The sequence below is a fragment of the Salipiger sp. PrR002 genome (genome assembly GCF_010500775.1).
In the GTDB taxonomy this organism is placed as follows: domain Bacteria; phylum Pseudomonadota; class Alphaproteobacteria; order Rhodobacterales; family Rhodobacteraceae; genus Salipiger.
The window spans coordinates 94142-117200 of the sequence record NZ_JAAGOU010000001.1 but is presented as its reverse complement, the minus strand read 5'-3'; the positions used below and the strand labels follow the sequence as shown (position 1 = coordinate 117200).

Below are 23059 nucleotides of genomic sequence, written 5' to 3'. Positions count from 1 at the left end.
CCGGGGGCAGCGCCCCCGGCTCTCTGCAGCCTTTGGGCTTTCGCACCCGGCCGCATCTGCTAGGGTCCTCCACACCTAGGGGGGTCCCGGCAAGGGGCTGAGATACTGCTGGCATGCGTGCGGCGCAGTGACCCTTTGAACCTGATCCGGATCATGCCGGCGAAGGGACAGGTGGAGCTGACCGCATGCCCTCGCCGGCCTCATTTATGGAGGCCGCGCCCTTGAACACCCCCGACATAATCTCCCGCATCCCCAACGTGCTGACGATCGCGGGCACCGACCCCTCAGGCGGTGCGGGGATTCAGGCCGATCTCAAGGCCTTCAGCGCCAACCGTGCCTATGGCATGAGCGTGATCACCGCCGTGGTCGCGCAGAACACCCGCGGGGTGCGGGCGGTGGAGGCGCTGCCGCCAGAGTTCGTCGCGGCGCAGATCGACGCGGTCTTCGACGATGTGCGGGTCGACGCGGTGAAGATCGGCATGGTCGCCAACGCCGGGATCATCCGCGCCGTGGCCAAGCGGCTGCGGGCCCATGGCGCGCGCAACATCGTGTTCGATCCGGTGATGGTGGCCAAGAGCGGCGACGCGCTGCTCGACCCCGAGGCGGTGGCGGCGCTGCGCGAAGATCTGGTGCCGCTGGCAACGCTGATCACCCCCAATCTGCCCGAGGCCGCCGTGCTGCTCTCGCGCGGTGCGGGCTGGAGCGCCGAGGAGATGGCCAAGGAACTGCCTGCGCTGGCCGCCATGGGACCAGAGGCGGTGCTGCTCAAGGGCGGCCATCTGACCGGCAGCCCCGAAAGCACCGATCTTCTGTGGTGGCAAGGACAGACCCGCAGCTACAGCGCGCCGCGCATCGCCACCAAGAACGACCACGGCACTGGCTGCACGCTCTCTGCCGCGATCGCCGCGCTGCTGCCACGCAAGACGCTGCCCGAGGCGGTGGATGAGGCGAAGCGCTACCTGCAAGGCGCGCTGGCCGCGTCGGACCGGCTGGAGGTGGGCGGCGGCCATGGGCCGCTGCACCATTTTCACGAGATGTGGACCTAGGCCGCGGCCCAGGCGCGGGCAATCTCCCGCGCCGCAACCGCAGGATCCGGCTGGCCGCAGATCGCAGAGACCACGGCAAGGCCCTGCGCTCCCGCCTTTTTCGCCGGCGCGGCATGATGCGCTTTCAGCCCGCCGATGGCCACCGCGGGCACCGGGCACGCCGCCACCTGCGCCGCCAGCCCGTCCCAGCCCACGGGCTGCTTGTGGTCGGGCTTGGTGGGGGTGGCAAAGACCGGCCCGGCCCCCACATAGTCCACCAGCGCAGGAGGGGCCGCCCGCGCCAGGTCCGGGCTTTCCACCGAGAGCCCCAGCAGCATCTCCGGGCCGACGCGCGCCCGCGCTTCGGCGGGGGTCATATCGCCCTGCCCCACGTGCAGCCCGTCCGCACCGATCACCCGCGCGGCCTCGACGTCGTCATTGACGATGAGCAGCGCGCCCGAGCCCGCCAGCGCCGCCTTCAGCGCCCGCCCGGTCTCGATCACTCTCGCGGTGCCGCCGTCCTTGTCGCGCAGTTGCACTATGGTGGCGCCGCCCTGCACCGCAAGACGCGCCGTTTCCACCATGCCGATCCCGGCGCAGAGGCCGGGATCGAGCACCAGATAGACCGACAGGTCAAAGCGCCTCATGCGGCATCTTCCAGCACCCGCAGATCGGCCCCGGCGTCCAGCGCCTCGGGCGTCAGCGCATGCAGCCCGTCGAGGAAGCGGGGCGCGAAACTGCCCGGCCCCGCGGCGCCCTCATGCGCGTGGCTCCCGGCGACGGCATAATGCGAGAGCGCCGCGACGGTCGCCTCGAACGGGTCGCCGCCGAGCCCCACGTAAGCCCCGCAGAGGCCGGTGAGCGAACAGCCAAGCGCGGTGTTCAGCGGCATCCACGGCGAGCCACCGCCGATCCGCACGGCACGGCTACCGTCGGTGACGAAATCCACCGCCCCGGTCACCGCCACCACGCCGCCGGTCTGCCGCGCCAGCGCACGGGCGGCCGCTTCTGCGGCCTCCACCCCGTCGCGCCCGTCGACGCCCTGCCCGCGACTGACCTCTCCGGTGAGCGAGAGGATCTCGGAGGCATTGCCCCGCACCACCGTCGGCTTCAGCGCCAGCAGTTCGGCCGAGACCCGCCGCCGCAGCCCGGTCGCCTGACAGGCCACCGGATCAAGCACCCAAGGCTTGCCCGCCGCCTGCGCCCCGGCGATGGCCGCGCGCATCCCCTCGACGAAGGGCTCCGACAAAGTGCCGATATTGACCGTCAGCGCATGGGCGATGCTGGCGAACTCGCCCGCCTCCTCGGCGTCCGAGACCATGGCCGGCGAGGCCCCCGCCGCCAGCAGTACGTTCGCGGCGATGTTCATCGCCACGTAGTTTGTGATGCATTGCACCAGCGGGTTGGTGCCGCGCATCTCCTTCAGCAGCGCGCCAGCGGTCATGCCTCATCCTCCTTCAGCGGCAGATAAAGCGCGCCGCCCTCGCGGAATTTCTCGGCCATCTTCGCCATGCCCTCTTTCTGGGCCTCGGCGCGGATGTCGTGGCTGATCCGCATCGAGCAGAACTTCGGCCCGCACATAGAGCAGAAATGCGCCACCTTATGCGCCTCCTTGGGCAGGGTCTCGTCATGCATGGACCGCGCCGTGTCGGGATCGAGCGCGAGGTTGAACTGATCCTCCCAGCGGAACTCGAACCGCGCACGCGAAAGCGCATCGTCGCGGATCTGCGCCGCCGGGTGGCCCTTGGCGAGATCGGCGGCATGGGCGGCGATCTTGTAGGTGATCACCCCGGTCTTTACATCGTCGCGGTCCGGCAGGCCGAGGTGCTCCTTGGGCGTCACGTAGCACAGCATCGCCGTGCCGAACCAACCGATCATCGCAGCCCCGATGCCGCTGGTGATGTGGTCATAACCCGGCGCGATATCCGTGGTGAGCGGCCCGAGCGTGTAGAACGGTGCCTCGCCGCAGGTCTCCAGCTGTTTGTCCATATTGGCCTTGATCTTGTGCATGGCCACATGGCCCGGCCCCTCGATCATCACCTGACACTCGTGCTTCCACGCCACCTGCGTCAGCTCGCCCAGCGTTTCCAGCTCGGCGAACTGCGCCTGATCGTTGGCGTCGGCGATAGATCCGGGGCGCAGCCCGTCACCCAGCGATAAGGACACGTCATAGGCCCGCGCGATCTCGCAGATCTCCTCGAAATGCTCGTAAAGAAAGCTCTCGCGGTGGTGGTGCAGGCACCATTTGGCCATGATCGAGCCGCCGCGGCTGACGATCCCGGTCACCCGGTTCACCGTCATCGGGATCATGTGCAGCCGCACGCCCGCGTGGATGGTGAAGTAATCCACCCCCTGCTCGGCCTGCTCGATCAGCGTGTCGCGGAACACCTCCCACGTCAGGTCTTCGGCGAGGCCGCCGACCTTCTCCAGCGCCTGATAGAGCGGCACCGTGCCGATGGGCACCGGCGCGTTGCGCAAGATCCAGTCGCGGATGTTGTGGATGTTGCGCCCGGTCGACAGGTCCATGACCGTGTCGGCGCCCCAGCGCGTCGCCCAGACCATCTTCTCGACCTCCTCAGCCATCGAGGAGGTCACCGCCGAGTTGCCGATATTGGCGTTGATCTTCACCAGAAAGTTGCGCCCGATGATCATCGGCTCAAGCTCGGGGTGGTTGATGTTGGCGGGGATGATGGCGCGGCCCCGGGCGATCTCATCGCGCACGAACTCCGGCGTCACATGGTCGGGGATCGACGCGCCCCAATCCTGCCCGTCCCGTTCCAGCTGCGCCTTGGCGGCCTTGCGCCCGAGGTTCTCGCGGATGGCGACGAACTCCATCTCCGGCGTGACGATCCCGGCGCGGGCATAGGCCATCTGGGTGACCGCTTTGCCGTCCTTGCCCCGGCGCGGCGCGTGGCGGACCGGAAACTCGGGCACCAGACGCGCGCCTTCGGCAAAGCCGTTGTCCTCGGGCTTCACGTGGCGGCCATCGTAGCTTTCGGTGTCGGCGCGGGTGCGAACCCAGCCCTCGCGCAGGCGCGGCAGACCGCGGTCGATGGCGATCTCGGCACCGGGATCGGTATAGGGGCCGGAGCTGTCATAGACGGTGACCGGCGGCTCACCGGCGGACGGATGCAGGTCGATCTCGCGCATGGGCACGCGGATCTGCGGGTGCAGCGTGCCCTTGTGCCAGACGCGGCGCGAAGCGGGCAGCGGCCCGCAGGTGACTGTTGGGGTCAGGTCTTTCATCGGTCGGAGCCTCCAAGCTCAAAGCGGTGGAGACCCAGTTCCGGTGCGTGAATGGGGTGACATTGCTGCGGCCAAGGCGCGGGTCTGCCCCGCTTGTCCTATCCGCAAGAACCGGGGCGCAGAGCCCCCGGCAACGCCAGTGCACCATCCCTACGCCAGTATGAACTGGATCAGGTTCGTCGGGTCACTGCGCTGCGCGGACGCCAGCAGAATCTCAGCCCCTTGTCGGGACCCCCCGGGTGAGTGGCGCCACCCTGCGGCGAGTCGGGTCGGGCGTCAAGGTGCGGCCTCGGCCCGGCGGAGCGCGGGCGAAGGCGAAGGCGAAGGCGGTCGGAGGCGTATTTGTGGAACAATGAAAGGCGCTGGTCGCGCCCAGCATGCACACGCCCGGAATGCACGAAGGGCGGCGCCGCATGGCACCGCCCCTGTTTTCTTTTGGCAGAGCTGAGGCGTACCTCAGACCGCTTCGAGCGCGGCCTTCACGTCGTCGGGCGCGCCGATGTTGCGCAGCGTGGCCGGGCGGTGGATGCGCTTCACCATGCCCGAGAGCGCCTTGCCCGCGCCAATCTCCCAGAACTCATCCGCGCCCTGCGCGACCATATACTCGACCGACTCGCGCCAGCGCACCGAGCCGGTGACCTGCTCGACCAGCAGCGCGCGGATGCGGGCGGGATCGGTCACGGCCTCGGCGATCACATTGGCCACCAGCGGCACTTTGGGCGCGGTGATATCCACCTGCTCCAGCGCTTCGGCCATGACCTCGGCGGCGGGGGCCATCAGTGCGCAGTGAAAGGGGGCGCTCACCGGCAGCAGCAGCGCGCGTTTGGCACCCTTCTCCTTGGCGATCTCCACGGCGCGTTCGACCGCCGCCTTGTCGCCCGAGATCACCACCTGCGACGGGTCGTTGTCGTTGGCCGCGGCACAGACCTCGCCTTGCGCGGCCTCTTCTGCGACGGCGCGGGCGGTGGCCAGATCGAGGCCCAGCAGCGCCGCCATGGCGCCCTGACCCACCGGCACCGCCTGCTGCATGGCCTTGCCACGGGTGCGCAGCAATTTGGCCGCATCGCCGACGCTCAGCGCGCCTGCGGCGGTCAGCGCCGAATATTCGCCCAGCGAGTGACCCGCGACGAAGCTGGCCGCCCCGATCTCGATGCCCTCTGCCTCGAGCGCGCGCATGGCCGCCAGCGAGGTCGCCATCAGCGCGGGCTGGGCGTTTTCGGTGAGGGTGAGCGTCTCGATGTCGCCGTCCCAGATCAGCGACGAGAGGCTCTCGCCCAGCGCCGCGTCCACCTCGTCGAACACGGCTTTCGCCGCCGGATAGGCCTCGGCCAGCGCCTTGCCCATGCCGATGGTCTGCGCCCCCTGACCGGGGAAGATGAAGGCTCGCGTCATGATCGTCTCTCCTAAGGCTCGCGCGGTCGGGTTCTGGCGCGCTTTGGCGCGCAGTCCTAGCGCCAAGCGCCCCGTCGCGCAACGCCCCCGCTGAGCGCCCCCATAGGCTTCTTCTCTTCAAAAATACGCCGGGGGAGCCGCGCCCCGGCGCGGCGGGGGCAGCGCCCCGGCGCGGCGGGGGCAGCGCCCCCGGCAGTGGCGCCCACCGAAAACTCCCGCACAGCACCTTGGTAAGAGGCGACGTTCCGGCGTAAGAGGGTCGCAGCGGCCTGCCCCCCGCGCCGCGCAACAGGAGAAAGACGCCGCAATGACCCTGCTTCGACGCACCGTTCTCGCCACCGCCGCCGCGCTGGCGCTGATCCCGGCCGCCGCGCTCGCCCAGGACAGCACGGATGCCCCGATCAAGATCGGCGACATCAACCACTACAAGCGCCTTGCAGCCTTCGCCGAGCCCTACCGCAAGGGCATCGAACTGGCGGTCAGCGAAATCAATGCGCGAGGCGGCGTGCTGGGCCGTCCTCTGGAGTTCGTCTTTCGCGACGATCAGGGCGATCCCGCCGAGGCGGTGCGCATCGCCGAAGAACTGATGACCCGCGACGGCACGGTGATGCTCACCGGCACGATCCTCAGCAACGTCGGGCTCGCGCTCAGCTCCTACGCCGCCGAGAAGCAGCATGTCTATCTCGCCTCCGAGCCGCTGGCGGACACTCTGGTCTGGAGCTCGGGCAATCCCTACACCTTCCGACTGCGCACCTCGACATGGGTGCAGGCGGCGATGCTGGCCGAGCAGGCGGCAACCACCGACGCCATCCGCTATGCCACCATCGCGCCGAATTACGCCTATGGCACCGAGGCGGTCGAGGCCTTCAAGGCAAACCTCAAGCGGCTCAAGCCCGAGGTGGAGTTCGTCGCCGAGCAATGGCCCGCGCTGTTCAAGATCGACGCCGGCGCCGAGGTACAGGCGCTGGAGCGCGCCAAGCCCGACGCGATCTACAACGTCACCTTCGGCACCGATCTGGCCAAATTCGTCCGTCAGGGCACCGACCGCGGCCTCTTCGACGGGCGCGACGTCTACGGGCTGCTGACCGGCGAGCCGGAGTATTTCGAGCCGCTTGGCGAGGAAGCCCCCGAAGGCTGGTTCGTCACCGGCTACCCTTGGTACGATTTCGCCGCCGACACGCCCGGCGGTGCTTTCGTCGCGGCCTACGAGGAAATGTTCGGCGAAACGCCGAAGAACGGCAGCAACGTCGGCTATCTGACCGCGCTCTCGGTCGCCGCCGCCATCGAACGCGCGGGCAGCACCGAGACCGAGGCGATCCGCGAAGCTTTCGAGGGGCTCGACATTCCCGACACGCCGATCGGGCCGTTGCACTACCGCGCGCTCGACAACCAATCGACCTTGGGCGCCTTCACCGGCACCACGGCGCTGAACGATGCGGGCGAAGGCGTGATGGTGGACTGGTCCTACAAGGACCCCACATCCTACATGCCCTCGGACGAAGATATCCGCAAAATGCGCCCCGCCGACTGAGGCGCTTCGGGGGAGGCCGCGCAGCCTCCCCCTTTCATCTTTCCGCAAATACTCCGGGGTGAATTGGCCGTAAGGCCAAGAGGGGCAGCGCCCCGCCCCCTTCCCCCATCCGAGCCTTCCCCACCATGGCCTTCTTCCTCGCCCAGTTCCTGACTGGCCTCGCCAATGCCGCGGCGCTGTTTCTCGTGGCCTCAGGGCTGTCGCTGATCTTTGGCGTCACGCGGATCGTGAATTTCGCGCATGGGTCCTTCTACATGCTCGGGGCCTTCATCGGCGTGACCCTGATGGAGGTGCTGCCCGGCGCGGTCGGCTTTTGGGGGGCGATCGTACTGACCGGGCTCGCGGTGGGGCTGATCGGCGCGCTGGTCGAAGTGATCGTGCTGCGCCGCGTCTACCGCGCGCCAGAGCTCTTTCAGCTTGTGGCCACCTTTGGGGTGATCCTCGTCATTCAGGATCTGGCGCTGATGATCTGGGGTGCCGAAGACCGGCTCGGCCCGCGCGCGCCGGGGCTGCGCGGGGTCTGGCGCATCTTCGGCGAGCCGGTGCCCAAGTATGACATCGTTCTGATCGCGCTCACGCCGGTCATCCTGCTGGCGCTGTGGTATCTAATCACCCGCACCCGGCTGGGCATCCTCGTGCGCGCCGCGACGCAGGACCGCGAGATGGTCGGCGCGCTGGGGGTCAATCAGGCGTGGCTCTTCACCGGGGTCTTTGCGCTCGGCTCGGCGCTGGCGGGCTGGGGCGGCGCGCTGCAACTGCCCAAGGGCGGGGCCGATCTGCTGATGGATTTCAACATCATCGGCGCGGTCTTCGTGGTGGTGGTGATCGGCGGCATGGGCAGCCTGCCGGGGGCCTTCATCGCCTCGGTACTGATCTCGGTGCTGGGGGTCTTCGGGGTGACCTACCTGCCGCAATCGACGCTAGTGCTGATGTTCGTGGTCATGGCGGTGGTGCTGATCATCCGCCCCTATGGTCTGCTGGGCCGCGAGGAGGTGGCGGGCGAGCACGGGCAGGTCGGCGCGCCCGAGACGCCCATCCGCCCCTATGGCCCTGTCGGCATCGCGCTCACCGCCGCCCTGCTCGCAGCCCTCGCCACGCTGCCGCTCTTTGCCGACCAGTTCCTGATGGTGCTGGTGATCGACATCGTGGTCTTCGCGCTCTTCGCCGCCAGCCTGCATTTCATCCTCGGCTCTGGCGGGCTGGTGAGCTTCGGGCATGCGGCCTTCTTCGGCGGCGGGGCCTATGCCGCGGCGCTGCTGGTCTACCACACAGACACCCCGATGGAACTGGCCTTTCTCTTCGCGCCGCTGGCCGCGGGGCTGCTGGCGCTCGGCATCGGTTGGTTCTGCATCCGCCTTTCTGGGGTTTATTTCGCCATGTTGACGCTCGCCTTCAGCCAGCTTGTCTGGTCTCTGGCCTTCCAGTGGCGCAGCGTCACGCGCGGCGACGACGGGCTGATCAACATCTGGCCAGCGGACTGGCTGAACGGCACGCTGCCCTATTACTACTTCACGCTCGCCTTTGGCGTGGGCGGCATCCTCACCCTGCGCCATATCATCCATGCGCCCTTTGGCTACGCGCTGCGCGCCGGGCGCGACAGCCCGCGGCAGGCCGAGGCCATGGGGATAAACGTCAAGCGGGTGCAGCTGGTGGCCTTCGCGCTGGCCGGTATGATGGCGGGGCTTGCGGGCGGGATCTTCGTCTTCTCCAAGGGATCGGTGTTTCCCACCGAGCTTGAGATCGCCAAGAGTTTCGACGCGCTGATCGTGGTCTTTCTCGGCGGGGTAAAGACGCTCGCGGGCGGTGTGGTGGGCGCCAGCTTCATGACCACGGTCGAGCACTGGCTCACCCGGCTTGAGTACTGGCGGCTGCTGCTGGGGCTGGTGATCATCGCCGTGGTCATCCTGATGCCCGAGGGCATCGTCGGCACCCTGCGCAGGCTGGCAGGCCGTCTGCGCCACAGCGACGAGGAGCAGCGCCGATGACCGAAATTCTCCGCGCTGAGCACCTGCGCAAAAGCTACGACGGCTTCCTTGCGGTCGAAGATGTTTCCTTTTCTGTGCGGCAGGGCGAGCTGAAAGCACTGATCGGCCCCAATGGCGCGGGCAAATCCACCTGCTTCAACATGCTCTCCGGGCAGCTCCGGCCCACCGCGGGCGAGGTCTATCTCGGCGGCGCGCGGATCACCGGGCAGCGTCCGCGCGACATCTGGCGCAAGGGCGTGGGGCGGACGTTCCAGATCACCGGGACGTACCGGTCTATGAGCGTCATCGAGAACGTGCAGATGGCGCTGATCAGCCATCATGGGCGCATCTTCTCTTTCGGAGCGCGGGCGTGGAAGCTCTATCGCGACGAGGCGCTGGAATTCCTGCGCACGGTTTCGCTCGAAGATCAGGCCGACCGCCCCTGCTCGGTGCTGGCCTATGGCGATCTCAAGCGGCTGGAGCTGGCCATTGCGCTCTGCCACCGCCCCCGCCTTCTGCTGATGGATGAGCCGACGGCGGGCATGGCTCCCTCGGCGCGGATCGAGCTGATGCAGCTGGTCGCGGACATCGTGCGCGACGAGGGGCTGTCGGTGCTGTTCACCGAGCACGACATGGATGTGGTCTTTGCCCATGCCCATCACATCATGGTGCTGAACCGGGGCCAGCTGATCGCTGACGGCAGCGCCGAAGAGGTGCGCCGCGATCCCAAGGTGCAAGAGGTCTATCTGGGCGGCGGGACGCTGTTCAAGGAGGCGCAGGATGCTTGAGGTCAAAGGCATCCACAGCTTCTACGGCAAGGCGCATATCCTCAGCGATCTGAGCTTTGCGGTGCAGCGAGGCGAGGTGGTGGCGCTTCTGGGGCGCAACGGGGCGGGCAAATCCACCACGATGAAATCGGTGATGCAACTGCTGCGCCCGCGACATGGCTCGGTGCGCTTCGAGGGGCGCGAGTTGGTCGGGCTGCCCGCCTATCGGGTCGCCAAGGCCGGGCTCGGCTATGTGCCCGAGGACCGGCGCGTGTTCACCGATCTGACGGTTCTGGAGAATCTCGAGGTCGGGCGCCAGCCCTGGCGCGAGGGCGCGCCGCATTGGACCGTCGAGCAGCTGTTCGAGCTTTTCCCCAACCTCGCCGAGCGCCGCAACAACCGCGGCAAGCAGATGTCGGGCGGCGAGCAGCAGATGCTGAGCATCGCCCGCACCCTCATGGGCAATCCGGCGCTGCTGCTGCTCGACGAGCCCTCCGAGGGCATCGCCCCGGTGATTGTCGAGCAGATGGCGCGCAGCATCGCGGCGCTGAAATCGCAGGGGCTGACGGTGCTCATCTCCGAGCAGAACCTGCATTTCGCCCGCGCCGTCGCGGACCGAGCGATCATCCTCGAGTCCGGGCAGAAGAAGTTCGACGGCAGCTTCGAAACGCTCGAAAAACAGCCAGAAATCCGCGACGCCTATCTTTCGGTCTAGGCATTGACGCCAAATAGCGCCAATCACGATTGCCGCTGCCGCCTCCGCGCCTTAGGTCTGGAAGGACCGGAGGACTTTGCGCTTGGCCGATATCTCCAATACCGCCCGCAGCACGACGCAGGACTATCACCTCGACGAGCAGGTGGGCTATCTGCTGCGCCGCGCCTACCAGCGCAACTGCACGATCTTCTCGGACAAGATCGACGGCGCGCTGACCCCGATGCAGTTTTCGGTGATGCACCGGCTGGCCGAAATGGGGCCGATGTCGCAGAACTTTCTGGGCCGGTCCGTCGCCATGGATGGCGCGACCACCAAAGGCGTGGTCGACCGGCTGAGCACGCGCGGCCTCTTGCACACCGAGCGCGATCCCAAGGACAAGCGCCGGCAGTTGGTGTCGTTGACCGATGCCGGACAGGCGATGGTCGAGACCACCGTCGCGGGTGTGCTTGCCGTCACCGCCGAAACCCTGTCGCCGCTGCGGGCGCGCGAGCGTGAGACGTTGATCCGCCTGCTGCAGAAAATCGTCTGACGCCCGCGCGGCGCCTTAGGCCGTGCCGCCGCTGACCTTTCGTACCAGACGCATCACCAGCACGTAGAACCCCGGCACAAGGAAGATGCCGATCACCGTCGAGGCCAGCATGCCGCCGATCACCCCGGTGCCGATGGCGTTCTGCGCCGCCGCCCCGGCCCCGCTGGCGGTGGCCAGTGGCACCACCCCGAGGATGAAGGTCAGCGCGGTCATCAGGATCGGCCGCAGCCGCAGCTGCGCCGCCTCTTGCGCCGCCTGCGCGATGCTGCGGCCCTGCCCGCGCAGGTCTTCGGCGAACTCGACGATGAGGATGGCGTTGCGTGCCGAAAGACCGATCGTCGTCAGGATGCCGACCTTGAAGTAGACGTCGTTCGACTGGCCAAAGAGATAGGCCGCGAGCAGCGCGCCCAACAGCCCCACCGGCACCGACAGCATCACCGAGAAGGGGATCGCCCAGCTCTCATAGAGCGCCGCCAGCGCAAGGAAGACCACCAGCCCCGAGATCGCGTAGAGCAGCGGCGCCTGCGCGCCCGACTGCTGCTCCTGATACGACAGGCCAGTCCATGCCAGCGCGTAGCCGCCGTCCATGTCGCTCACCAGTTCCTGCATCACCTCCATAGCGGTGCCGGAACTGACGCCCGCCGCGGGCGAGCCGGAAACTTCGATGGCCGAGGTTGCCGAATAGCGCTGCAGACGCGGCGCCACCGGCTCCCACTTAGTGGTCATGAAGGCCGAGAACGGCACCATCTCGCCATCCGAGTTCTTGGCGTACCAATCCATGATGTTGTCCGGCTGCATGCGGTGCTCGGCATCCGCCTGCACGATCACTGGCCGCAGTTCCGAGCCCATGATGAAATCATTCACCTCGCTGCCCGAGAAGATCACCGAGAGCATCGAGTTGATCTCTGACAGCGTGAGGCCAAAGCTCTCGGCCTTCTCGCGGTCGATCTGGATTCGCAGCGCGCTTTCGTCCTCGGTGCCCGAGACCCGCACGTTGGCGATCTCTGGCCGCGCGGCGGCTTCTGTCTCCAGCGCGTCTGCGGCGTCCTGAAGGGACTCGATGCCATTGCCGGCCTGATCGACGAGGTAGAAGGAAAAGCCCCCGGTGTTGCCGAGCCCGCGAATTGCCGGCGGCTGCATCACCATGATCTGCCCGGCGCGGCTCGAGGCGAAAGCGGCGGTGGCACGCGCCGCCACGGCGCTGGCCGAAAGCTCGGGGTTGCCCTCGCGCTCTTCGAAGTCGCGCAGTTTGACGAAGACCATCGCGCGGTTCTGACCAGAGCCGCCAAACCCGAAGCCGAGCGAGGCAAAGGTGCTTTCCACCGCCTCGCCTTCCTGATTGAGCAAATAGTCCTCGACCTGTTCCAGCGTCGCCCGCGTCTGCTGCGTGGTGGCGCCTTCGGTGAGGTTGATGATGGTCATCAGCACGCCTTGATCCTCGGTCGGGATGAACGAGGAGGTGAGCCGCTCATTGACCAGCCACGCGCCGCCCAGAGACCCTGCCAGCACCAGCAGCACCAGCGCGGGCATTTTCAGCGACCATGCAACGGCGCGGCCATAGCCCTCGGTCACCTTGGCAAGGCCGGTGTTGAACCAGCGCGCCGGGGGGAATTTCGCCGGGCCATGCGCGGGCTTCAGCAGCCGCGCCGACATCGGCGGCGAGAGGATGATCGCCATCACCAGCGACAGCGCCATCGCCGCCACCATGGTGATCGAGAACTGCCGGTAGATCACCCCGGTCGAGCCGCCAAAGAAGGCCATGGGCAGGAAGACCGCCGCAAGCACCACGTTGATCCCCACAAGGGCGCTGGTGATCTGGCTCATCGAGCGTTTGGTCGCCTCATAGGCCGAGAGCTTTTCTTCCTCCATCAGACGCTCGACGTTTTCGACGACCACGATGGCGTCATCCACCAGCAGGCCGATGGCGAGCACCATGGCGAACATGGTCAGCGTGTTGATCGTGTAGCCGGTCGCCATCAGCACGCCGAACGTGCCCAGCAGCACCACCGGAACGGCGATCAGCGGCACCAGCGTGGCGCGCCAGCTTTGCAAGAAGATCATCAGCACCGCGAGCACCAGCACAATCGCCTCGAAAAGCGTGTGATAGACCTGCTCGATCGACAGCTCGACAAACGGCGAGGTGTCATAGGCGGTGCGGAACTCCACCCCCTCGGGCAGCGCGCTGCTCAGCGTGTCGAGCTGCGCGCGCACCCGTGCTGCGGTGTCCACGGCGTTGGCGCCGGTCTCGAGGTTCACCCCGAAGCCCGAAGAGTTCAGCCCGTTGAACCGCGAGTCGCTGCCATAGCTCTCTTGTCCGATCTCGACACGGGCCACGTCGCCCAGCCGCACCACGCCGCCCTCTTCGGACGAGCGCAGCAGGATGGAGTTGAACTCTTCCACCGTGGTCAGCTGACTTTGGGCGGTGATCGTGGCGGTGAACTGCTGGCCGCGGGTTGTGGGCTGATCGCCCAGCGAGCCCACCGAGACCGTCGAGTTCTGCGCCGAGACCGCGCTGGTCACATCCGAGGCGGTCAGTTGGTAGCGCGCCAGCGACAGCGGATCGAGCCAGATGCGCATGGCGTAGCCCGAGCCGAAGCTCTGCACACCGCCCACCCCTTCGAGCCGCTCTATCGGCCCTTCGACGGTGGTCGACATGATGTCGCCCAGCTCCAGCGTGCTGTAGGTGCCGGTGGGGTCGACCAGCGCGCCAACCATCAGGATCGACGAGGACGAGCGCGAGACGGTCACGCCCTGGCTCTGCACGGCGTTCGGCAGACGCCCCTCGACCTGACTGACCTTGGACTGCACGTCGTTCTGCGCGTCCACCGGATCGACGCTCTCGTCGAAGATGATTTCGATCGACGCGCGCCCCTGCGACGAACTGGAGGTCATGTAGAGCATGCCGTCGAGGCCGGTCATCGCGTCTTCGATCTCGCGGGTGACCGAGTTCTGCACCGCCTCGGCGGTGGCGCCGGTGTAGGTGGCAGAGATGCGCACCGAGGTGGGCGCGATGTCGGGATATTGGCTGACCGGCAGGGTGACCACGGCAAGCGCGCCGCCCAGCATGGTGAGGATCGCCAGCACCCAGGCGAAAACCGGGCGCGCAATAAAGAAGTTACCCATGGATCAGCCCTCGTTCTCCGAGGGGGCGCCGCCGAAGCTTTCGGCCTCGCCATCGCTGCGGGTGACCACGCCGGTCTCCGAGATCGCCACCTCGACCGGGGTAACAGGCGCGCCGTTCTGCAGGTTGCGCAGACCGTCGACGATCAGCTGCTCTCCGGCCTCGACGCCTTCGTTCACCATCCATGCGTTGTTGTAGCTGCCATCGTAGGTGAGCGTGCGTTTCACCGCCGTGCCGTCCTGATAGACGAAGGCGGTCAGCGTGCCGTCAGAGGCGCGCGAGGTGGCGTTCTGCGGCACCAGAACGGCGGGCGTGGTGCCGAAGGTCAGCTTCACGCGCAGGAACTGCCCCGGCAGGATGCCCCGGCGCGGGTTGTCAAAGCGCAGGCGCACCACCGAAGTGCCGGTGGTGGTCGACACGCTGACCGGCGGCGAGACGAAAGTGCCCTGCCCTTCGAACATCGCGCCGTTTTCCAGTTCCAGCTCTGCTTCGATCCGCTCGCCGCGATTGAGCGAGCCCTGATCGAGCCGCGCGCGGGTCTGCTGGATGCGCGTGATGGATTCCTGCACGTCGACATAGATCGGGTCGATCCGCGTCACGGTGGTCAACTCGTCCGACTGATTGGCGGTGACCAGATCGCCAACAGACACCTCGGGCAACACCGCGATGCCGTTGATCGGGCTGGCGATCTCGGTGCGGTCGAGATCGAGCCCGGCCAGTTCCAGAGCCGCCTGCGCCGCGCTGAGCGTCGCCTTGGCCTGCATCACGTCAACCTCGGCCGTGTCCACATCCGCCGCCGTCACCCCGGTGCCGACCAGTTTTTGGTAGCGCGTGAGCGTCGCTTCGGCGCTGCGCAGCGCCGCCTCGGCGCCCGCCACATCCGCCTCTGCCGCCGCCACATCGGCCTGATAGGTGTCGCCGTCGATGCGAAAGAGCACGTCGCCCTTTTTCACGTCGGTGCCCGGCTCGTAGAGGATTTCCGAGATGACCCCATCGACGCGCGGGCGGATCGCCACTTCTTCGAAGGCGGTGGACCGCCCCGGCAGCGTCACCGAATAGGGAACCTCGGCCGTCTCGAGCGTGATCACCCCGACCTCACGGGCGGCTTGCTGCGCGTGAAGTGTATTGATCGGCAGGATCAGCGCAAAAGCGGTGGCGAATGCCCATGGCAAGCAGGTGGTCCGGCATGTCGCCATCGTCGTCTCCTTCTATCGTTGGTCCGGGGTGGGAGACCCCCGGGCACGACACTGTTACGCGGCGATGATGACGTTCCGTCGCCACTTTTTAAAAACAATCAATCACGCGCTATCGTGAACACGTGAAAATGGCGCCCCCAAACAGGACGCCACTTTACCTTTCGTAAAGAGGTGAGGCTTAGCCGATACGTTTCTGCTCCGCGCTGGCCACAAGCCCGCCCTGCGCGCGTGGAGCGCTGCCGCGCGGAGCGGCTTTGCGCGTCGAGCCCAGCCAAGCGGTAACCAGCATGATCACGATGCCCAGCGGCGGCAGCCCCCAGCCCATCCGTGTGGAGAGCGGATTGCCTGCCATGTAGACTTGGAACATCAACGACACCACGGTGCCGGTGCAGAAGACCAACAGGCCCTGCTGCCCCAGCAGGCGCAGCGGCGCGGCGGCCTTATGCGCGCAGGCGCGGGTGACCCAAGGCAGGCACGACAACACATAGGCCAGCGCCAGAATGTTGAGCAGCCGCGGCAGCGCCACGAAGGTCTTGTCATGGGTGGTCAGGTGGAACGGAATGCCCGCCTGATAGAGCCGCGCCATCTGGTGGTTGATCACGTCGCCCACCGCCGGCACGAACTTCCACACCAGCGCCAGCACGCAAAAGCCAAGACAGACCCAGAAGAGCGCGCGTGATTTTGGAACGAAGCGCTCGCCGCGACGCATCCCAAGCCCGGTGAGCGCGCCCAGCACAAACAGCAGTTGCCATGAGATCGGGTTGAAGAACCAACCGCCGGGATTGGGGAAGTTCGGCAGGTTGAGCCGCCACAGCCCCGCCGCCATCCAGACAACCAGCGAGAGGGTCAGCAGCGCCCAAGGCCGCCACAGGCCGATCATCAGCATCAGCGGCGCGAAGAGCAGCAGCACTGAATAGGCTGGCAAGATGTTCACATAGCCCAACTGATGCGTCAGCGCGGCAATGCCGAAGAGCGCCTCGCCGGTGTTGCCGAAGACCTGCCGAAGGTTGATCTGCTCGAGCAGCTCGGGCATCGCGTAAATCCCCGCCGCGGCAGAGAAGATCGCGATCGCCCAGACCGTCATGAAGATATGCGCCAGATAAAGCGTCCAGCTGCGTTTCCACATGGGAGCGATACCATTCCATAGCCCATGCTCGGCGCGCGCCTCGGACGTCAGCCGCCCCGAATAGGCCAGCGCGGCGGCAAGGCCCGACATCAGGAAAAAGGCCTCGGCGGCATCGGAATGGGTGAAATTGCGAATGGTCAGATATTCGTAAGGGTTGCCCGGCACATGGTCGATGAAGATCATCACCAGCGCCAGCCCGCGAAAGGCGTCGATGCGCGGATCGCGCGGACGCCGGGCGCCAGTGGCCTTCCCTGCGGGGAAGGACACCAGCTTTGTGCCATCAGGCTGCGACATGACGAGGTTCCTTGGCACCGGGTCCGGGTTCCGGCTGCGGCGCTTGCGGCGCATTGGTCCACTGCGCGAGGATCTCGCGGTAAGAGACCACCACCGGCGACGGGTTGCCTTCGTCAGGGGTGACGAACAGCTTGTGGGTCAGCGGACGCGAGGTCCAGGCGATCAGCAGCGGCGCAAAGAGCATCGGCAGACAGACCGGCAGCAGCCACGGCACCAAATCGCGCGACAGCCAGAAGGTCACCCCCAGCGCCACGGCGCCGGTCACGGTAATCCATGCCCCCGCGCGCAGGCCCTGCATGATGGTCAGCTGGCCCTCACCGCGCTGGCTCGACGGCCAGCCACCATCGCGGCCCGACAGCACCTGCAGCACGGCTTTGGTCTGATACATCAGCATCAGCGGCGCGATCAGCGAGGTCAGCAGCACCTCGACGATCACCGACCAGAAGGCGCGCATCACACCACCAAATCCGGCGACCCGATGGGTCAGCGCGCTTTCGGTAAGGATGGCGAACTTGGGCATGATCAGCAGCCCGAAGATGCCGATCATCAGCGCGATCATTTCCTTGGTGCGATCGCTCGGGAAGACCGGGAACAGCAGGTGCGGCTCGGGGAAATAATCCGGCGGCGGCGCGGTCACGGCGGCGATCACCGAGGCGACGAGGAAGCCGAACCAGAGCAGCGACACCAGATAGGAGAAGATGCCGAGAATGAAGACAAAGCGGCTCCACGGCGCAAGGCCGGGTGCCATCACCAGCCGGATGTGCTGAAGGTTGCCCTGACACCAGCGGCGGTCACGCTTGGCAAAGGAAAGCAGGTTCTCGGGGCCCTCTTCGAAAGAGCCGTCGATGCTGGCATCCACCTCAACCTTCCAGCCACCACGGGCGAGCAGCGCCGCCTCGACGTAGTCATGGCTGAGGATATGGCCACCAAAGGGAGCCTTGCCCTGCAGTTCCGGCAGACCGCAGCTTTCCGCAAAGGCGCGCACGCGCACGATCGCATTGTGGCCCCAGAACGGGCCAGTGGCGCCCTGCATCCGCGCAAGACCGCGGGTGAACACCGGGCCGTGGAAGGCGGCGGCGAATTGCATGGCGCGGCCAAAGAAGCTGCGCCCGCCCACGACGCGCGGCAGCGTCTGCAGCAGACCCATCTGCGGGTCGGCCTGCATCCGCGCGATCATCTGGCGGATGGCGCTGCCTTCCATCAGACTGTCGGCGTCGAGGATCACGGCGAACTCATAGGCCCCACCGGAGCGGCGGAAGAAATCCTCGATATTGCCTGCCTTGCGCCCGCGGTTGTCCTCGCGGCGGCGGTAGAAGATACGCCCCTGCCCGCCTGTGGTGTCGAGCAGCTTCACGAAGGCCTTGCGCTCTGCCGCGGCCGCCGCGTCGTCGCGCGTGTCCGACAGGATCGCCACATCGGCCTCGACGCCCGCGTCCCGGATCGAGCGATCCATGGCTGCGATGCGCGCAAACGTGGCCACCGGGTCCTCGTTACAGATCGGCACCAGCACGGCTGTGCGCGGCTGCGGCAGTTGCAACTCCGCGGGCGCGCGGCGGCGCATGGGGGCCAGCCCCGACAACGCCAACGCGGCCCCCCATGCGAGCCATGCGGTCGTCACAAGGATCAGGCCGGCGCGCACAAAGTCCCACACGGCAACGCCATCCTGCAGCGCCACTTCGAGAAGCAGCGCCGTGGCGGTGCCAGCGGCAGCCAGCGCGAAGAGAGCCGCCAGAAAGCGGGTGGCGACCGTCTTGCGGTCGGGCGAGGGCAGAACGGGCATTGGCGTATCCTTACGCTCTCTGGCCCGGCATGATGACGCGCAGGATCAGTTCATGCAGCGACGCACGTTCGGCGCGCGGCGCCTCGACGTCCTGACGCGGCATTTCCATAGGTGCCTCGGGCGGAGCCCAATGCGGCATTTCAACGGCCCGTGCTTCAGTCACGTCCAGTTCTTTCATCGGTTCAGCATTCATTCCTTCACCCATTGATAAGTCCAGGTTTCGGTAAGAGTACGTCCATAACCTTTGAGCCCCGCCTTGAGTTCGGCCACCGCCCCGTCCGGAGCTTCGACTTCAAGCACAAGGCGCCACGTCTCGGTTCCCGAGATCCGGCTCACAACCGCTTCGGCAATCTCGCCGTTCGCGGCACTCACTGAAGGTTCAACCTCGGCACCGGCAGGAAGTTCCCCCAAAGTGCCACCTTCAAAATCTATGACGAATTTCCGCCGACCGTTGTCCTCGTCGGTTCCGGAAATGCCGCCCTTGCCGACCCGTGTGCGCACCACGCGGGCCCGATCTACCGCACCGTCACCCTCGGGGGACATCCCCCAGTGCAGGCGATAGGCGAACTCCAGCGCATCGCCGGCCTTGGTTTCCGCCTTGGGGATCCAGAAGGCGACGATATTGTCGTTGCCTTCGAGGTCCGAGGGGATCTCGACCAGCCGCACCGAGCCTTCGCCCCAGTCGCCAATCGGCTCGACCAGCAGCGTCGGGCGCTTCTCGTAATGCGCCTGCGCGTCGAGGTAGTGCTCGAACTCGCGGTTGCGCTGCACCAGACCGAATTTCACCGGGCTGAGCGCCCCGAAGTAAGAACTTGCAAGGCGCGGCGGGTTGTTGAGCGGGCGGAAGAAGGTCTCGCCGCCCTGCGTGGTCAGCACCAGCGCTTCGCTGTCGTGCACCGCCGGGCGGAAATCATCGAAATCGCCCATGTCGGGACCGCCAAACAGGAACATCGAGGTCAGCGGCGCGATGCCCAGCTGCTGGATGTCGTTGCGCAGGTAGAGGCGCGCGGTCACGTCGATGCGGGTGTCTTCGCCCGGACGCACCACAAAGCGATAGGCGCCGGTCACCGAGGCGCTGCTCAGCGCGGCATAGATGGTGATATGCTCGGCACCGGGTCCGGGGCGCTCAAGCCAGAAGTCGTTGAAGCGCGGGAACTCTTCGACGCCCGACAGGCCGGTGTTGACCGCCAGACCCCGCGCGCTGAGCCCGTAGAGATTGCCCCGGCCAAGCGCCCGGAAATAGCTCGCCCCGAGAAAGGCGACGAGCTCGTCGAAAGTGTCGGCGCGGTTGAGCGGGTTGTGCAGGCGGAACCCGGCGACGCCGGGCATTTCCGCGTCTGCGGGAATTTCGGTCTTCACGTCGGAATAGTCGAAATCCGAGGTCGAGAAATGCATCGCTTTGGCCTGACCATCGACCACCTCATGCAGGCGCACCGGCTGTTTGAACAGCCAGCCCAGATGGAAGGCCTGCAGCCGGAAGGTATCGTCGGGCAGATCGGCCCAACGCGCCTTCTCCTTGTCGAAGCGGATGCGCTGATAGCCGTCGTAATCAAGCTCTGCGAGGAAGCCTTCGACCTGCTCGGGCTCTTTCTGCTCTTCTTGCGCGGCGCGGGCCATCTGCTCGGACAGAATGTCGAAGGAGAATGGAACGCCCTGCGCCTCCGGCGCATTGGTGTCTTGATCGCCCTCGCCTTGCGCAGCTTCCTGCGCGGCAAGTGGCCCAGCAGCGATAAGCGCGGGCATGGCGACGGATCCCGCCAGGCGGGTTAGGAATTGGCGTCGATTTTGACGCGCCACGGCTGCGCGTCCGGACACGACGGGACTCTGGATCGGAAACTTCCGCAAATGTCTGCTCCAAGGGATAGTACTGGCCGGGAAAATGATATGGACTACGGGAAAGACAACACCCCGTATTCGAAGGGGTTCCCTGCAAAAGCGGGCTTTTGCTGCGCGGCAGCGAAACTTTGCCGAATCTCCGCTGCCATGGCGCTTTCACAGGCAATCCACAGGCGGATTGCCGCAAAGTCAGGCCCTTGGCAAGCGGAGTTTTGCCTGCATTTGTAGCGCTGCATGTAAAATAGGCGAAACAAGTACGCAGGGCGCGTGATCGGCGAGTCGATCCGCCGCCTCGCCCAGCGGTCCGCCCCCGATAATCACCGCCTCGGCCCCATCGTCGCAGGCGCGCTGCACCGCGTAAAGCAATGCGGCGTCGAGCTTTTTCGGATCTGCCGAAAGTTCAGTGGGATCGCCATCCGCAAGATATGTCCCGAGGTACCGCGCATCAGGCGCGGCATTGTGCATCAAAGCGTCGATGCTTGTTTCCAAAGCAGGTGTATGTGTCACCACCGCAAAGGTGCGCCCGCCTTGCGCCGCCGCGCGCGCCGCAGCCTCACCGATCCCGATCACCGGAATGTCGAGCCGCGCAGCAAGTTCGTCCCGGCCCGGATCGCCAAAGGCCGAGACGATGACCCCCGCGAGCCCCCCGGGCAGTTCGGCGGCGGCCACAAGACGCCCCGCCTCGGCCAGCGAGGCGGGATTGGTGAGCAGCGGCGGCCCGGCGGGTGCGGTCCAGCCGGTGACCTCCGGCAGCACCCGCCCCGCGATGGCGCACATGGTGCGCGTGGTGGCGGCGTTGCTGTTGGGGTTCATCAGCAGAACCCGCGGCGCCGAAACGTCTGGCGCAGGCTGCTCAGTCAAGTTCCACCGTCGCCTCGATCTCGACCAGCGCATTGGCAGGCAGCGAGGCCACGTTGACGGCGGTGCGCGCGTGGCGTCCGGCCTCGCCCCACAGGTCGATGAACAGCTGCGAGGCGCCGTTGACGATCAGCGGCCCGTCGCCATAGCCCGCCGGGGCGGCGACGAAGCCGCCAAGCCGCACCACCGAGGTCACCCGGTCGAGCGATCCGGCCACCGCTTTGATCGAATAAAGCAGGTTGAGCGCGCACATACGCGCCGCGTCCTGTCCGGTCTTCACGTCGAACCCCTCCGGCACCGGGCCGAAGTATTTCGGCACGCCTTCCCACTCGCAAATCTGCCCCGAGAGGAACAACAGGTTGCCGCTGATCTTGCCGGGCAGGAACAGCGCCCGCGACGGCGCCGAAGGCGGCAGCGCCAGCCCCATCTCAGCCAGCCGGTTTTCGATCACGCTCATAGGGCTTTCCTTTTTCTCACGCGGTCACCGGGGCGGGATTTCGAGGGCCGGGGCTTTCGGCCATCAACCGGCAGGCCAGCGCCAGCAGAGAGAGATCCGACCCGCGCGGCCCGATCAGCGACAGCCCGTAGGGCGCACCGTCCACGCTCCCTGCGGGCATTACAACCTGCGGCAGGCCCGACAGGCCCGCGACGCAGAGCAGCCGCATGGCGCCGTGGCGATAGGCGTCAAACACCTCGACCGGCGCATCGAGCCGGAAGGGCGGCTCTGGCACCACGGGCGCAAGGATCACCCCGCCCGGCCCCAGCAGCGCCTCGAGATGCGCGGTGAAGGCGCGGCGGGTGGCCTCGGCGCCCGCGATCTCGGCCTCGGTCAGCGCCTCGGCGGCCTCGGCGCGCCCGTCGATCCCGCGCACCAGCGGCATGCCGCTGTGCCGGATGAAGGGCACCACCCATTTGCGCGCGTCCGCTCCCATGGTGCGCAGGAAGGCGGTGTAGGCCGCCTCGACCCCTTCGGGATAAACGCTGACATCGCGCGCGGGCAATGCGCCAAAGCGCGCCTCCCAGACCCCAAGCGCCTCGGGCTGCAGCTGGTCCAGCATATCGACCGGGCGCAGGAAGTCAGGGCTCTCGGGCAGCGCGGCGGTTTCGCCATCCAACATCACAGACATGGCCCGCAGCAGCGTCTCACTGTCGCGCGCGAAGACCCCGCAGGTGTCATAGCTCTCGGCCAGCGGCTGTACGTGCTGCAGCGAGATGCGCCCATGGGTCGGGCGGATGCCCCAGATGCCGCAAAAGCTGGCGGGCGCGCGCACCGAGCCGCCGGTGTCCGAGCCGATGGCGATATCCGCCAGCCCCGCCGCCACCGCCACCGCCGAGCCCGAGGACGAGCCGCCGGGGATGCGGTCCGGCGCGGCGGGGTTCACCGGCGTGCCGAAATGCGCGTTCATCCCGTACATCGACCACGCCAGCTCGTCGGTATGGGTCTTGCCGACAAAGCGCGCGCCCGCGTCCAGCAGCTTCTGCGCGGCAGGGGCAGTGTGGGAATGAACCGGGCTCTGCGCCAGCCGGGTCGGACAGCCCGAGCCGGTGCGATAGCCCGCGACATCAAAGATGTCCTTCACCGCCAGCGTCAGATCCGCCAGCGGCCCGCCTTCGGCGCTCGCCACCGGCACCGGCTCATAGGGCATGAAGCAGCGGAAAGGGTCGTCCTCGATCAGCAT

19 protein-coding genes and 2 riboswitches are annotated in these 23059 nt (G+C 66.9%); of the genes, 6 read left to right on the top strand and 13 right to left on the bottom strand.

What is annotated here, in order from left to right; genetic code table 11:
• The first annotated feature begins 67 nt into the window (after positions 1–67).
• Positions 68–186, top strand: a riboswitch (TPP riboswitch).
• Between the two features lie 35 nt (positions 187–221).
• Positions 222–1046 carry a bifunctional hydroxymethylpyrimidine kinase/phosphomethylpyrimidine kinase gene (gene thiD / locus G0A00_RS00545; RefSeq protein ID WP_235952885.1) on the top strand — a complete coding sequence of 275 codons (825 nt, stop codon included), beginning with the start codon at positions 222–224 and terminating at the stop codon, positions 1044–1046.
• On the opposite strand, the gene thiE is transcribed toward thiD, so the two are convergent.
• The 4 genes from thiE to fabD form a co-directional block, all read right to left on the bottom strand.
• A complete protein-coding gene (gene thiE, locus G0A00_RS00540) occupies positions 1043–1672 on the bottom strand; it encodes a thiamine phosphate synthase (RefSeq protein WP_164178975.1) in 630 nt (209 codons plus the stop codon). The genes thiD and thiE overlap by 4 nt on opposite strands.
• Positions 1669–2469 carry a hydroxyethylthiazole kinase gene (gene thiM / locus G0A00_RS00535; RefSeq protein ID WP_164178974.1) on the bottom strand — a complete coding sequence of 267 codons (801 nt, stop codon included), beginning with the start codon at positions 2467–2469 and terminating at the stop codon, positions 1669–1671. The genes thiE and thiM overlap by 4 nt, the downstream gene beginning before the upstream one ends.
• Positions 2466–4271: a phosphomethylpyrimidine synthase ThiC gene (gene thiC / locus G0A00_RS00530; protein ID WP_164178973.1), complete on the bottom strand. Its 1806-nt coding sequence runs from the start codon at positions 4269–4271 to the stop codon at positions 2466–2468. The genes thiM and thiC overlap by 4 nt, the downstream gene beginning before the upstream one ends.
• A 129-nt stretch (positions 4272–4400) precedes the next feature.
• A riboswitch (TPP riboswitch) is annotated at positions 4401–4519 on the bottom strand.
• A gap of 208 nt (positions 4520–4727) precedes the next feature.
• The gene (fabD, locus tag G0A00_RS00525) at positions 4728–5663 is read right to left on the bottom strand and encodes an ACP S-malonyltransferase (protein ID WP_066101141.1); all 936 of its coding nucleotides are present in this window, start codon (positions 5661–5663) and stop codon (positions 4728–4730) included.
• A gap of 307 nt (positions 5664–5970) precedes the next feature.
• On the opposite strand from fabD, the gene G0A00_RS00520 reads away from it, so the two are divergent.
• From G0A00_RS00520 to G0A00_RS00500, 5 genes are all read left to right on the top strand, one after another.
• Entirely contained in the window at positions 5971–7194 is a 1224-nt protein-coding gene (locus tag G0A00_RS00520) for an ABC transporter substrate-binding protein (RefSeq protein WP_164178972.1), read from the top strand.
• Between the two features lie 125 nt (positions 7195–7319).
• Positions 7320–9179 (top strand): ABC transporter permease, encoded by a 1860-nt coding sequence (locus G0A00_RS00515; protein WP_164178971.1) that lies wholly within the window; start codon positions 7320–7322, stop codon positions 9177–9179.
• On the top strand, positions 9176–9946 hold the full coding sequence (locus G0A00_RS00510) for an ABC transporter ATP-binding protein (RefSeq protein ID WP_164178970.1): 771 nt from the start codon (positions 9176–9178) through the stop codon (positions 9944–9946). Before G0A00_RS00515 ends, G0A00_RS00510 begins: the two co-directional genes overlap by 4 nt.
• A complete protein-coding gene (locus G0A00_RS00505) occupies positions 9939–10640 on the top strand; it encodes an ABC transporter ATP-binding protein (protein ID WP_164178969.1) in 702 nt (233 codons plus the stop codon). Before G0A00_RS00510 ends, G0A00_RS00505 begins: the two co-directional genes overlap by 8 nt.
• An 82-nt stretch (positions 10641–10722) precedes the next feature.
• Entirely contained in the window at positions 10723–11169 is a 447-nt protein-coding gene (locus G0A00_RS00500; protein WP_164178968.1) for a MarR family winged helix-turn-helix transcriptional regulator, read from the top strand.
• 15 nt (positions 11170–11184) lie between these two features.
• On the opposite strand, the gene G0A00_RS00495 is transcribed toward G0A00_RS00500, so the two are convergent.
• The 9 genes from G0A00_RS00495 to G0A00_RS00455 all read right to left on the bottom strand — a co-directional run bounded on the left by G0A00_RS00495 (position 11185) and on the right by G0A00_RS00455 (position 23059).
• On the bottom strand, positions 11185–14292 hold the full coding sequence (locus G0A00_RS00495) for a multidrug efflux RND transporter permease subunit (protein WP_164178967.1): 3108 nt from the start codon (positions 14290–14292) through the stop codon (positions 11185–11187).
• Between the two features lie 3 nt (positions 14293–14295).
• Positions 14296–15486 carry an efflux RND transporter periplasmic adaptor subunit gene (locus tag G0A00_RS00490; protein ID WP_164178966.1) on the bottom strand — a complete coding sequence of 397 codons (1191 nt, stop codon included), beginning with the start codon at positions 15484–15486 and terminating at the stop codon, positions 14296–14298.
• Positions 15487–15664: 178 nt separating this feature from the next.
• The gene (locus tag G0A00_RS00485) at positions 15665–16906 is read right to left on the bottom strand and encodes an OpgC family protein (protein ID WP_164178965.1); all 1242 of its coding nucleotides are present in this window, start codon (positions 16904–16906) and stop codon (positions 15665–15667) included.
• Positions 16893–18686 (bottom strand): glucans biosynthesis glucosyltransferase MdoH, encoded by a 1794-nt coding sequence (gene mdoH / locus G0A00_RS00480; protein ID WP_203595215.1) that lies wholly within the window; start codon positions 18684–18686, stop codon positions 16893–16895. Before mdoH ends, G0A00_RS00485 begins: the two co-directional genes overlap by 14 nt.
• A gap of 10 nt (positions 18687–18696) precedes the next feature.
• The gene (locus tag G0A00_RS00475) at positions 18697–18891 is read right to left on the bottom strand and encodes a hypothetical protein (RefSeq protein WP_164178964.1); all 195 of its coding nucleotides are present in this window, start codon (positions 18889–18891) and stop codon (positions 18697–18699) included.
• Entirely contained in the window at positions 18876–20429 is a 1554-nt protein-coding gene (locus tag G0A00_RS00470) for a glucan biosynthesis protein (RefSeq protein ID WP_164178963.1), read from the bottom strand. Before G0A00_RS00470 ends, G0A00_RS00475 begins: the two co-directional genes overlap by 16 nt.
• Before the next feature lie 282 nt (positions 20430–20711).
• Positions 20712–21335, bottom strand: a complete 624-nt coding sequence (locus tag G0A00_RS00465; protein ID WP_164179127.1) for an aspartate/glutamate racemase family protein — start codon at positions 21333–21335, stop codon at positions 20712–20714.
• Positions 21336–21375: 40 nt separating this feature from the next.
• Positions 21376–21837: a RidA family protein gene (locus G0A00_RS00460; RefSeq protein WP_164178962.1), complete on the bottom strand. Its 462-nt coding sequence runs from the start codon at positions 21835–21837 to the stop codon at positions 21376–21378.
• A 16-nt stretch (positions 21838–21853) separates the two neighbouring features.
• Entirely contained in the window at positions 21854–23059 is a 1206-nt protein-coding gene (locus tag G0A00_RS00455; protein WP_164178961.1) for an amidase, read from the bottom strand.

What these genes read in the sequence shown, in the direction of transcription:
- G0A00_RS00510 (WP_164178970.1), top strand. Translation starts at nt 9,176, where the DNA reads ATGACCGAAATTCTCCGCGCTGAGCACCTGCGCAAAAGCTACGACGGC.
- thiE (WP_164178975.1), bottom strand. Translation starts at nt 1,672, where the DNA reads ATGAGGCGCTTTGACCTGTCGGTCTATCTGGTGCTCGATCCCGGCCTC.
- thiM (WP_164178974.1), bottom strand. Translation starts at nt 2,469, where the DNA reads ATGACCGCTGGCGCGCTGCTGAAGGAGATGCGCGGCACCAACCCGCTG.
- G0A00_RS00455 (WP_164178961.1), bottom strand. Translation starts at nt 23,059, where the DNA reads ATGCTGATCGAGGACGACCCTTTCCGCTGCTTCATGCCCTATGAGCCG.
- thiC (WP_164178973.1), bottom strand. Translation starts at nt 4,271, where the DNA reads ATGAAAGACCTGACCCCAACAGTCACCTGCGGGCCGCTGCCCGCTTCG.
- G0A00_RS00470 (WP_164178963.1), bottom strand. Translation starts at nt 20,429, where the DNA reads ATGCCCGCGCTTATCGCTGCTGGGCCACTTGCCGCGCAGGAAGCTGCG.
- G0A00_RS00485 (WP_164178965.1), bottom strand. Translation starts at nt 16,906, where the DNA reads ATGTCGCAGCCTGATGGCACAAAGCTGGTGTCCTTCCCCGCAGGGAAG.
- G0A00_RS00515 (WP_164178971.1), top strand. Translation starts at nt 7,320, where the DNA reads ATGGCCTTCTTCCTCGCCCAGTTCCTGACTGGCCTCGCCAATGCCGCG.
- G0A00_RS00465 (WP_164179127.1), bottom strand. Translation starts at nt 21,335, where the DNA reads ATGAACCCCAACAGCAACGCCGCCACCACGCGCACCATGTGCGCCATC.
- mdoH (WP_203595215.1), bottom strand. Translation starts at nt 18,686, where the DNA reads ATGCCCGTTCTGCCCTCGCCCGACCGCAAGACGGTCGCCACCCGCTTT.
- G0A00_RS00505 (WP_164178969.1), top strand. Translation starts at nt 9,939, where the DNA reads ATGCTTGAGGTCAAAGGCATCCACAGCTTCTACGGCAAGGCGCATATC.
- fabD (WP_066101141.1), bottom strand. Translation starts at nt 5,663, where the DNA reads ATGACGCGAGCCTTCATCTTCCCCGGTCAGGGGGCGCAGACCATCGGC.
- G0A00_RS00495 (WP_164178967.1), bottom strand. Translation starts at nt 14,292, where the DNA reads ATGGGTAACTTCTTTATTGCGCGCCCGGTTTTCGCCTGGGTGCTGGCG.
- G0A00_RS00520 (WP_164178972.1), top strand. Translation starts at nt 5,971, where the DNA reads ATGACCCTGCTTCGACGCACCGTTCTCGCCACCGCCGCCGCGCTGGCG.
- G0A00_RS00490 (WP_164178966.1), bottom strand. Translation starts at nt 15,486, where the DNA reads ATGGCGACATGCCGGACCACCTGCTTGCCATGGGCATTCGCCACCGCT.
- G0A00_RS00475 (WP_164178964.1), bottom strand. Translation starts at nt 18,891, where the DNA reads ATGGGTGAAGGAATGAATGCTGAACCGATGAAAGAACTGGACGTGACT.
- G0A00_RS00460 (WP_164178962.1), bottom strand. Translation starts at nt 21,837, where the DNA reads ATGAGCGTGATCGAAAACCGGCTGGCTGAGATGGGGCTGGCGCTGCCG.